Source organism: Streptomyces sp. WAC05292 (assembly GCF_003949955.1).
Taxonomy (GTDB): domain Bacteria; phylum Actinomycetota; class Actinomycetes; order Streptomycetales; family Streptomycetaceae; genus Streptomyces; species Streptomyces globosus.
The window spans coordinates 1-9163 of the sequence record NZ_RPSE01000247.1; the positions used below are offsets into that span (position 1 = coordinate 1).

The 9163-nt window shown below is 75.4% G+C and carries 9 protein-coding genes and 1 tRNA gene; 5 read left to right on the forward strand and 5 right to left on the reverse strand.

Annotated elements, in window-relative coordinates:
• Positions 1-163 precede the first annotated feature (163 nt).
• Entirely contained in the window at positions 164-1213 is a 1050-nt protein-coding gene (locus EF903_RS22415) for an LLM class F420-dependent oxidoreductase (protein ID WP_125545910.1), read from the reverse strand.
• Positions 1214-1313: 100 nt separating this feature from the next.
• On the opposite strand from EF903_RS22415, the gene EF903_RS22420 reads away from it, so the two are divergent.
• The gene (locus EF903_RS22420; RefSeq protein ID WP_125545912.1) at positions 1314-2306 is read left to right on the forward strand and encodes an aldo/keto reductase; all 993 of its coding nucleotides are present in this window, start codon (positions 1314-1316) and stop codon (positions 2304-2306) included.
• 185 nt (positions 2307-2491) lie between these two features.
• The gene (locus EF903_RS22425; protein WP_125545920.1) at positions 2492-4783 is read left to right on the forward strand and encodes a helix-hairpin-helix domain-containing protein; all 2292 of its coding nucleotides are present in this window, start codon (positions 2492-2494) and stop codon (positions 4781-4783) included.
• A gap of 96 nt (positions 4784-4879) precedes the next feature.
• Here EF903_RS22425 and EF903_RS22430 read toward each other — a convergent pair whose 3' ends face one another.
• The gene (locus tag EF903_RS22430) at positions 4880-5524 is read right to left on the reverse strand and encodes a hypothetical protein (RefSeq protein WP_125545914.1); all 645 of its coding nucleotides are present in this window, start codon (positions 5522-5524) and stop codon (positions 4880-4882) included.
• Between the two features lie 47 nt (positions 5525-5571).
• Between EF903_RS22430 and EF903_RS22435 the strand changes: the two genes are divergently transcribed.
• Positions 5572-5760 (forward strand): DUF5703 family protein, encoded by a 189-nt coding sequence (locus EF903_RS22435; RefSeq protein ID WP_125545916.1) that lies wholly within the window; start codon positions 5572-5574, stop codon positions 5758-5760.
• Between the two features lie 72 nt (positions 5761-5832).
• On the opposite strand, the gene EF903_RS35925 is transcribed toward EF903_RS22435, so the two are convergent.
• From EF903_RS35925 to EF903_RS22460, 3 genes are all read right to left on the reverse strand, one after another.
• Entirely contained in the window at positions 5833-6597 is a 765-nt protein-coding gene (locus EF903_RS35925) for a chaplin (protein WP_185902773.1), read from the reverse strand.
• Positions 6598-6697: 100 nt separating this feature from the next.
• The gene (chpH, locus tag EF903_RS22455) at positions 6698-6931 is read right to left on the reverse strand and encodes a chaplin ChpH (RefSeq protein ID WP_114056911.1); all 234 of its coding nucleotides are present in this window, start codon (positions 6929-6931) and stop codon (positions 6698-6700) included.
• Positions 6932-7060: 129 nt separating this feature from the next.
• Positions 7061-8386, reverse strand: a complete 1326-nt coding sequence (locus EF903_RS22460) for a M20/M25/M40 family metallo-hydrolase (protein WP_125545918.1) — start codon at positions 8384-8386, stop codon at positions 7061-7063.
• 170 nt (positions 8387-8556) lie between these two features.
• Between EF903_RS22460 and EF903_RS22465 the strand changes: the two genes are divergently transcribed.
• Positions 8557-8644 (forward strand) — tRNA-Leu (locus tag EF903_RS22465).
• 174 nt (positions 8645-8818) lie between these two features.
• Positions 8819-9163: hypothetical protein (locus EF903_RS34770; protein WP_399421440.1), on the forward strand; the 345-nt coding region annotated here is incomplete at its 3' end.

Here is a 9163-nt window from a genome sequence, read left to right on the forward strand (position 1 = left end):
CCTCCGTTCGGGCGACGGCGGGGCGGCCGGGACGTGCGTAACCCCGGGGGCGGGGCGCGCGTTGTTGCGGGTGTCGGCCGTGGCGGGGAGACCCCCGAGCCCCCACCACGGCCGCAGGCTTCCGGGCCCCGGATCCTTCCGGGGCCCTTCCGTCCGCCGTTCGTCAGGCGAGGCCGGCGTGCTCCAGGGCCCGGGTGCCGGCGCGGAGGGCGGTGATCCGCTCCTCCCGGGTGAATCCTGCCGGGGCGAGCGTCAGGGTGGTGACGCCGGCCTCGGCGTAGGCCCGCATGCCGTCCGCGATGCGCTCGACGGAGCCGAGCAGGGTGGTGGAGTCGATGAGGGAGTGCGGGACGGCGGCTGCGGCGCCCGCCTTGTCGCCGGCCAGGTACTTGTCCTGGATCTCGGCGGCCTCCTTCTCGTAGCCCATGCGCTGTGCGAGCTGGTTGTAGAAGTTCTGCTTCCGGCTGCCCATGCCGCCCACGTAGAGGGCGGTGTAGGGGCGGAACATGTCGGCGAGGCCGGGCACGTCGTCGCCGACGGCGAGGGGGACGGTGGGGCAGACGTCGAAGCCGTCCATGCCGAGGCCGGCCTTCTCGCGGCCGGCCCGGATGTGGCGCAGCGCGGTGGCCTCCAGGTGTTCGGCGGCGGGGAAGATCAGCAGGGCGCCGTCGGCGATCTCGCCGGTCTGTTCCAGGTTCTTCGGGCCGATGGCGGCGATGTAGAGCGGGATGCGCTCGCGCTCGGGGTGCACGGTGAGCTTGATCGGCTTGCCGGGGCCGCCCGGCAGGGGCAGGGTCCAGTGCTCGCCCTCGTAGGAGAGGCGCTCGCGGGTCATGGCCTTGCGGACGATCTCGACGTACTCGCGGGTGCGGGCGAGCGGCTTGTCGAACTTCACGCCGTACCAGCCCTCGGAGACCTGCGGGCCGGAGACGCCGAGGCCGAGGCGGAAGCGGCCCTTGGTGAGGGAGTCGAGGGTGGCGGCGGTCATGGCGGTCATCGCGGGCTGGCGGGCCGGGATCTGCATGATCGCGGAGCCGACGTCGATGCGCTCGGTCTGGGCGGCGACCCAGGCCAGGACGGTGGGGGCGTCGGAGCCGTACGCCTCGGCGGCCCAGCAGACGTCGTAGCCGAGGCGGTCCGCCTCCTGGGCCACCGCGAGGTTGTCCGCGTCCATGCCGGCGCCCCAGTAGCCGAGATTGATGCCGAGCCGCATGTGTCGTCCCCTTACCGGTGTACCGATCAGTAACGTTGGTCTGGGCGGACTGTAGCGCGCCACGGTCCGCCGCGTCAGTGCCCCAGTAGTCTCAGCGCTCATGGAGCAGAGGCATCTCGGCCGCACCGGCCTGCGCGTGTCCCGGATCGGCCTCGGCACCCTGACGTGGGGCCGTTCCGAGGACGGGCCGGACGAGGCGGGCGCCGCGGAGCAGTTGAAGGCGTTCTGGGAGGCGGGCGGCACGCTGGTCGACACCGCCGACGTCTACGGGGGCGGCGAGGCCGAGTACCTGCTGGGCCGGCTCGTGGGTCCGCTCGTGCCGCGCCGGGACCTCGTCATCGCGACCAAGGCGGGCAGCGTCCCCGATCCCGACCGGCGCTTCGACGGCTCGCGCGGGCACCTGCTGGCCGCGCTGGACGACTCCCTGGAACGCCTCGGCACGGACCACGTCGACCTGTGGCAGGTCCACGCCTTCGACCCGGCGACTCCGTTGGAGGAGACGCTGCAGGCCCTGGACCTGGCCGTGAGCAGCGGCCGCGCCCGCTACGCGGGGGTGTCGAACTTCAGCGGCTGGCAGCTGGCCAAGGCGGCCACCTGGCAGCTGGCGGCACCCGGCGGGCGGACCCGGCTGGCGAGCACGCAGATGGAGTACTCGCTGCTCCAGCGGGGCGTGGAGCGGGAGGTGCTGCCCGCGGCCCGCGACCTGGGTGTCGGCCTGCTGCCGTCGTCGCCGCTGGGGCGGGGCGTCCTGACGGGCAAGTACCGGACGGGCACCCCGGCGGGCTCGCGGGGCGCGTCCCCGGCCATGGCGGGCTTCGTCGAGCCGTACCTCGACGAGGCGGCGGCCGGCATCGTGGACGCGGTGGCGACGGCCGCGCACGGGCTGGCGGTGACGCCGCTCCAGGTGGCGCTGGCGTGGGTGCGGGACCGGCCGGGGGTGGTCGCTCCGCTCGTCGGCGCGCGGACGTCCGCGCAGCTCGCGCAGGCCCTGTCGGTGGAGGAGCTTACGCTTCCGGAGGAGATCTGCCGGGCGCTGGACGATGTGTCGGCGCCCGTGCACCGCTACCCCGACCAGGACTGGAGCACGCTGTGAGCACGGACCGCGACACCGAGGCCGCTGCCGCGGAAACCCCGACGCCGCCCGCCGGCCAGGAGCCGCCCGGCACCCCGGCGCCCGACGCACCGGCCGAAGCGCCGGCCGCCTCCGACGGCGACGGGGCGGCGGTCGCCCCCGCGGACACCGGGCCCGCCGCTGCCGGCGGCGAGGGCGCGCCGTCCATGCCTCCGGCCGACGAGGACGCCGGAGAGGACCTCGCGGGAAAGGGACACGCCGGCGGCGGGGACAGCGGCCGCGACGGCGGGGAGCCGTACGGCACAGCCCTCGACAACCCCGCGGCGCCCGGACACCCGGTCGGCGGCGAAGCCGGAGAGGACCCCGCGGGCAGCGGGCCCGACGACGGCGCGGACAGCGGCCGCGGCGGCGGGGAGCCGCAGGACGCGGCCGGCGGCGGCCCGGACGCTCCGGCTTCGGATGGGGCGGGCGCCGACGGCGGCACCGGAGGCGAGGCGGCGCAGCTCAGCGAGGCCGAGGCCGAGCTCGCGGCGCAGCGGTACGAGCGGGAGCGGATCGCGCGCCGCAAGGCGGAACGCCAGGCCCCGGTCGAGGCGGGCGGCAAGCTCAGCGGCAAGGCCGCCGATCTGCTGGCCGCCGTACGGGCCGTGGAGGGCGGGGCGTCCGCGCCGGCGTACTTCGACGACGCCCCGGCCGTCCCGCGCCGGCCCGCGCCGGAGGCCCCCGCCGCCCGCGCCGCCGAGCCGGCCCCGCAACCGCCGCGCCCGCGCCCGGAGGCCGCGGCGCCCGCCGCGCCGCCCGCGGAGCGCGTCGAGGCAGTCCGGGCGGTGCTCGCGCGCGGCGGCGCCCCTGCGGAGCTGGCCGCTCCCGCGGCGGCCGCGCTCGGCGAGGACGCGGCCGAGCAGCTCGCCGAGGACCCGTGGCGGCTCCTCGCCGTCGCGGGTGTCCGCCCGAACCAGGCGGACGGGTTCGCGCGCGCCCTGCTGGGCCCCGGCGCCGGCCCTGACGACGAGCGGCGCGCCGCGGCGCTCACCGGCTGGCTGCTGGAGCAGGCCGCGCTGAAGGGGCACACCGCCCTGGAGGCCCCCGCCCTGGAGTCCGCCCTGGCCGGCTACGGGGTCCCCGCCCCGGCCGAGGCGCTCGGCCGGGCCATCGCCGAGGGCGTGGTCCTGGTGTTCCACGAGCCGGTGGCCGAGCCGGCGGCCCGCGCCGCGCAGCCTGCGGACTCCGACGCCGACGCCGAGCAGCCCGTACGCGTCCTCGTCGGCCTGGAGGGGCACGCGCTGGCCGAGGAGAGCCTGGCCGACGGCCTGGCCCGGCTGACCGGCACCTTCACCGGCGAGGGCGCCGCCGCCTGGGACCCGTCCGCGGACGGCGCCGGCGTCGGTGCCGAGCTGGTCCGCGCCGCCGCGGCGCACGGCCTGGTCGTGCACACCGGCGGCGAGGCCGCCCGCGCCGAGCCGCTGGCCCTGGCGGCCGCTGCCCGGGAGCACGGCCTGCGCACCTGCCTCGCCGCGCACGCCCCCGCGCCGGGGGCCGTCACCGTGGCCGGGCTGCTCGCCGGGGCGGAGGGACCCGACCGGGACGCGGACGGCCGGTTCGCGCTGGACCTGCTGGTCGTGCTGGACGCGCCGCAGCTCGACGTGGAGACCGCCGCCGCCCTGGTGGAGTCGGTGCCGGACGGCGCCCGCCTGGTGCTGTCCGGAGACCCCGGTGTCCTCGGCTCGGCGGGTCCGGGCCGGGTGTTCGCGGACGTACTCGCGGCCCGTGTCTGCCCGCAGGTCGCCTCCCGCCTCCCGGATCCGGGTCCGATCGGCGAGCTGGTCTCCGGCATCGGGATCGGCGAGCTGAACCAGGTCGAAGCCCCCGGCCGGGAGGTCGTCATCGTGCCCGTCCGCGACGCGGGCGAGGCGGTGCACCGCACGGTGCAGCTGGTCGCCGAGTCCGTGCCGCGGGCCTTCGGCATCGCGGCGGACGGCGTGCAGGTCATCACCCCGGGCCACGGCGGCTCGGCGGGCACCCGCGCGCTGAACGCGGCCCTGAAGGAGCGGCTCAACCCGGGCCCGGGCCGCTTCGGCGGCTTCGATCCCGGCGACCGCGTCGTCCACGTGCCGTCGCCCGGGCGGGCCGTCCCCGCGCGGGTCGTGTCGGCTGACGCCGCGGGCCTGCAGCTGGATGCGGCGGGCGGGCGGGTCGTCGTGCCGAAGGAGCTGGTGGAGTCGCGGGTGCGGCACGGCTGGGCGGTCACGGCGCACCAGGCCGTCGGCGGGCGCTGGCCGGCGGTGGTCGTCGTCCTGCCGGGGGACGCGGTGCCCGCCCTGTCGCGGGACTGGGTGTACACGGCGTTCGGGCGGGCCGAGCGGCACCTGTCGGTGGTGCACGGCGTCGACCAGGCGCTGCCGCGTGCGGTCGCGGAGGTGCTGCCGAAGCCGCGGACGACGCGGCTGGCGGGCCTGCTGCGGAGCCTCGCGGCCGCGGCGCAGGAGCAGCCGGAGTAGCGGCGCGGGCCGCGCGGCCGGCCCCCCGTCCCGTCGCGGGCAGGGGGGCCGGCCGCGTCCGCGGCACGGGGCGGTGCGGTGTGGTGCGGTGCGGGATCAGGCGGGCGTCAGGCCGGGTTCCGCGGCCTCGTCGTCCTCCTCCTCGTCGTCGTCGAAGACGGAGCTGACGTCGAACCGGTGCAGGACGTCCTGCGGGTCCGTGCTGCCGAACGGCGCGGCGAGCCACTCCCCCGGCTCCGGGACCTCGTGGGACGCGGCGATCCACAGCGTCGAGTCGCCCTCCTCCAGGCCGAAGTCCTTGGCCCGGGAGGCGATCTCGTCGGGCTCGTACTCCCCGAAGAGGACGCCGAGGGCTCCGGCCGTGCCCCCGTCGTGGACGAGCTCGGCGTCCCGGTCGTGCGCGGCGACCCGGTCGGCCTGGGCGACCAGCCGCCCCGGGTGCACGACGGCGTAGTCGCGGCGGATCAGCACGCTGAAGGCGGCGGGCTCGGCGGGTCCGGCGTACGGGGCTCCGTCCTCGGGGGTGGGGATCTCGAACGGGGTGACCTCGTCGTAGCGGTCGTACAGGAGCTCGTCGTACTCCTCGGCTGCGGCGGCGAGTTCGTTGAAAGCGGCGTAGACGGCCGGGTCCTCGTCCCCGACCCTGCTCTCGACAGCGGCGAGGTGGCGGTCGATGGCGGCCTTGACGGCCTCGGCGGCGGCGCGAACCTCGGCAACAGTGGGCAGAGCGGCATCAGACATAGGGCAGACGCTATCCGTAGCGGGGCGGTGCCCGCACAATAGATGCGATGCCGGAATACGAATTCGTCGACGTGTACGTGCCTCGCGGGGTCCCCCGCAAGGAGGCGACCCGACTGCTGACCGACCACGCCGAGTACGGGAACTGGGAGCTCGACCGGATGAGCCTGTACCGGGACGGGAGCCGCAGGGTGCGGCTGCGCCGCCGGATCATCCGTCAGGTCCGGGCGACCTGGTGACGGGCTGACCTGGTGACATGGCGCGGGCCCCGCCCCGGGAGGGGGCGGGGCCCGCGCTGTGGCGGCGTCGCGTCAGGCCGCGGCGCGGGCCCGCCGGTAGAGCACGGCTCCGGCCAGGAGCGTGCCGGCGGCCAGCGGGAGGGCCACGCCGAGGACGTCGCCGGCGCCGGTCGCGGCAAGCGCGGCCTGCCGGGGCGGCGCGATCCCGGCCCCCGGCCCGGGCGTCACCGAACCGCCACCGGGGTTGCCCGGGGTACCGGGCTGGGCCGGGGTGCCGGGGTTACCGGGCTGACCCGGGGTGCCGGGGTTACCGGGGTTTCCCGGGTTACCGGGCTGGCCCGGGTTACCGGGGTTACCGGGGTTCCCCGGGTTACCGGGGTTACCAGGCTGGCCCGGGTTACCGGGGTTACCGGGGTTGCCCGGGTTACCGGGATTGCCAGGCTGGCCCGGGTTACCGGGGTTGCCAGGCTGGCCCGGGTTACCGGGGTTACCGGGGTTGCCAGGCTGGCCCGGGTTACCGGGGTTACCCGGGTTACCGGGGTTACCCGGCTGGCCCGGGTTACCCGGCTGGCCGCCGCCGTTGGAGCAGCGGTTGCCGAACGCCGGGTTCAGCAGCCCGACGACGTCGATCGTGTTGCCGCAGACGTTCACCGGTGCGTCCACCGGGGCCTGCACGTTGTTGCCGGACAGCACGCCCGGCGAACCGGTGGCCTGCCCCGAGGCCGCGGCTCCGGCGCCGCCGGCCGCCTGCGCGTATCCCCCGGCCAGGGCGAGGACGCCCCCTGCCGCGGCCATCGTGATCAGGGTCTTCCCGGCCGCCGCTGCCTGTCGTCGCATCTCTTCCATCCCCCTGCCGTTTTTCCGGAACACCGGGCCCGAAAGCCCGGCGGCCCCGGAGCGCTGGATTGCGCTCCGGGGCCCCAAGACCTCAGGTGCGTCAGGCGTTGACGCAGGTGTTGCCGAAGGCCGGGTTCAGCAGGCCGACGACGTTGATGGTGTTGCCGCAGACGTTCACCGGGATGTGGACCGGGACCTGGACGACGTTGCCGGACAGGACACCGGGGGAGCCGATGGCCGCACCCTGCGCACCCGCGTCGGCAGCCGCGACGCCCGCACCCGCCAGAACCAGACCACCGGTGGCAGCGGCAGCGGCCACAACCTTCTTCAGCATTGTTCCTCCTAGTAGGCAATGCGGTCCCAGCCGCGGACCGCACCACCTGTAACGAGGAGGGATCACCGGGGCTACGAGCGTATGAGCGCATTCACTCTTCCCGGTGGTCTGTGCACACCTTCTCGATTCTCAGCAGTTGTCAATGAATCGGTCGAGGACGCGCACGCCGAACTTGAGCCCGTCGACCGGCACCCGCTCGTCCACGCCGTGGAACATGCCGGCGAAATCCAGCTCGGGCGGCAGCTGCAGCGGTGCGAAGCCGAAGCAGCGGATGCCGAGGTCGTCGAAGGACTTGGCGTCCGTACCGCCGGAGAGCATGTACGGGACGGCGCGCGCGATCGGGTCCTCCGCCTTGAGTGCGCCCTGCATGGCGTCCACGAGCCGGCCGTCGAAGTCGGTCTCCAGGGCCTTGTCCCCGTGGACGTCCTCCCGCTTCACGCGCGGCCCGAGGATGCGGTCGAGGTCGGCGAAGAACTCGTCCTCGTAGCCGGGCAGGAAGCGGCCGTCGACGTGCGCGGTGGCCTGGCCGGGGATGACGTTCACCTTGTAGCCGGCGCCGAGCATCGTCGGGGCGGCCGAGTTCCGCAGCGTCGCGCCGACCATCTTCGCGATGCCCCCCAGCTTCGCGAGGGTGGCGTCCATGTCGTCCGGGTCGAGGGGGGTGCCCAGGGCGTCGGACAGCTCGTCCAGGAAGGACCGCACCGTCTTGGTGACGCGGACCGGCCACTGGTGCCGGCCGAGCCGCCCCACGGCCTCGCACAGCTCCGTGATCGCGTTGTCGGTGTTCGTCATGGAGCCGTGGCCGGCGGTGCCCTCCACGGTCAGGCGCATCCAGTGCATGCCCTTCTGCGCCGTCTCGACGAGGTACAGGCGCAGGTTCTCGTTGACGGTGAAGGAGAAGCCGCCGACCTCGCCGATCGCCTCGGTGACGCCCTCGAAGAGGCCGGGGTGGTGGTCGACGAGGTGGCGGGCGCCGTACACGCCGCCCGCCTCCTCGTCGGCGAGGAACGCGAGGACGATGTCGCGCGGCGGCTTGCGGCCGCTGCGGAGCCGGTCGCGGACGACGGCCAGCGTCATCGCGTCCATGTCCTTCATGTCGACGGCGCCGCGGCCCCAGACGCAGCCGTCGGCGATCTCCCCGGAGAACGGGTCGTACGTCCAGTCCGCGGCGTTGGCCGGGACGACGTCGGTGTGCCCGTGGATCAGCAGGGCGGGCCGCGAGGGGTCCTCCCCCTCGATGCGGGCCACGGTGGAGGCCCGGCCCTTGTGCGACTCGAAGATCTGCGGCTCCAGGCCGACCTCCGCGAGCTTCTCGGCGACCCACTCGGCGGCCTTGCGCTCGCCGGGACCCGAGTGGTCCCCGTAGTTGCTGGTGTCGATCCGGATGAGGTCCCGGCAGAGGTCGACGACCTCGTCCTCGCCGGAGACGGTCCTGCCCGCGCTCGACTCGCTCACGCTGCTTCCTCCCACTGGTCGGTACCGACGGCTGCGCCCCCATCCTCCCGCGCCGGCCCGCCCGTGCCCAAGGGCGATCCCCGGCCGCAGGGGGTGTGATCGGGCCCCCTGAATGTTTGGTAATGTTTTCCACGTCGGAACGGCCGAGCGGCCGGGAAGACAGACACCTTGTCCGGGTGGCGGAATGGCAGACGCGCTAGCTTGAGGTGCTAGTGCCCTTTATCGGGCGTGGGGGTTCAAGTCCCCCCTCGGACACCACGGGAAGACCCCCGCTTCGGCGGGGGTCTTCTTTTGTCGTCCAAGGGCGGGCCCCGGGTTCGTGCGGAGTCACCGACGGCTGCCGACGCGCTTGGCGGTCCGGGCCACAAGGCTTGTTTCGGCGCGGGTGATGCCCAGCGGGCCCGGGACGTTGGCCGTGAAGTCGTACAGCGCGTGCAGATCGGGGCAGTGGAGCGCGGCCACGAGGTTGGCCGGGCCGGTGGTGGCGGCGACGGCGCGGCGGCCTCCTCGGGCGTGAGTGCGTCGGTCCGCCAGTCCGCGGCGTCGGCGAAGAGCAACCTCCTGCCGGGCTCGCTGATGGCCCGGGAAGGAGGGGCGCTCGTCACCGACATGGACGGCACCCCCGTGGACGCCGTCCGCGTCCGGCTTCCTCGCCGCGGCTCCCGCGCTGCACGCGGCCGTCCGCGGCGTGCTCGCCCGCGAGCGGGCGGACGCTGGGACCGCAGCCGGCCGGGGGCCGGGGAGGGAAGCGGCCCGGGAACGCGGAAGGACCCCGCC

What these genes read in the sequence shown, in the direction of transcription:
- EF903_RS22415 (WP_125545910.1), bottom strand. Translation starts at nt 1,213, where the DNA reads ATGCGGCTCGGCATCAATCTCGGCTACTGGGGCGCCGGCATGGACGCG.
- EF903_RS22420 (WP_125545912.1), top strand. Translation starts at nt 1,314, where the DNA reads ATGGAGCAGAGGCATCTCGGCCGCACCGGCCTGCGCGTGTCCCGGATC.
- EF903_RS22425 (WP_125545920.1), top strand. Translation starts at nt 2,492, where the DNA reads ATGCCTCCGGCCGACGAGGACGCCGGAGAGGACCTCGCGGGAAAGGGA.
- EF903_RS22430 (WP_125545914.1), bottom strand. Translation starts at nt 5,524, where the DNA reads ATGTCTGATGCCGCTCTGCCCACTGTTGCCGAGGTTCGCGCCGCCGCC.
- EF903_RS22435 (WP_125545916.1), top strand. Translation starts at nt 5,572, where the DNA reads ATGCCGGAATACGAATTCGTCGACGTGTACGTGCCTCGCGGGGTCCCC.
- EF903_RS35925 (WP_185902773.1), bottom strand. Translation starts at nt 6,597, where the DNA reads ATGCGACGACAGGCAGCGGCGGCCGGGAAGACCCTGATCACGATGGCC.
- chpH (WP_114056911.1), bottom strand. Translation starts at nt 6,931, where the DNA reads ATGCTGAAGAAGGTTGTGGCCGCTGCCGCTGCCACCGGTGGTCTGGTT.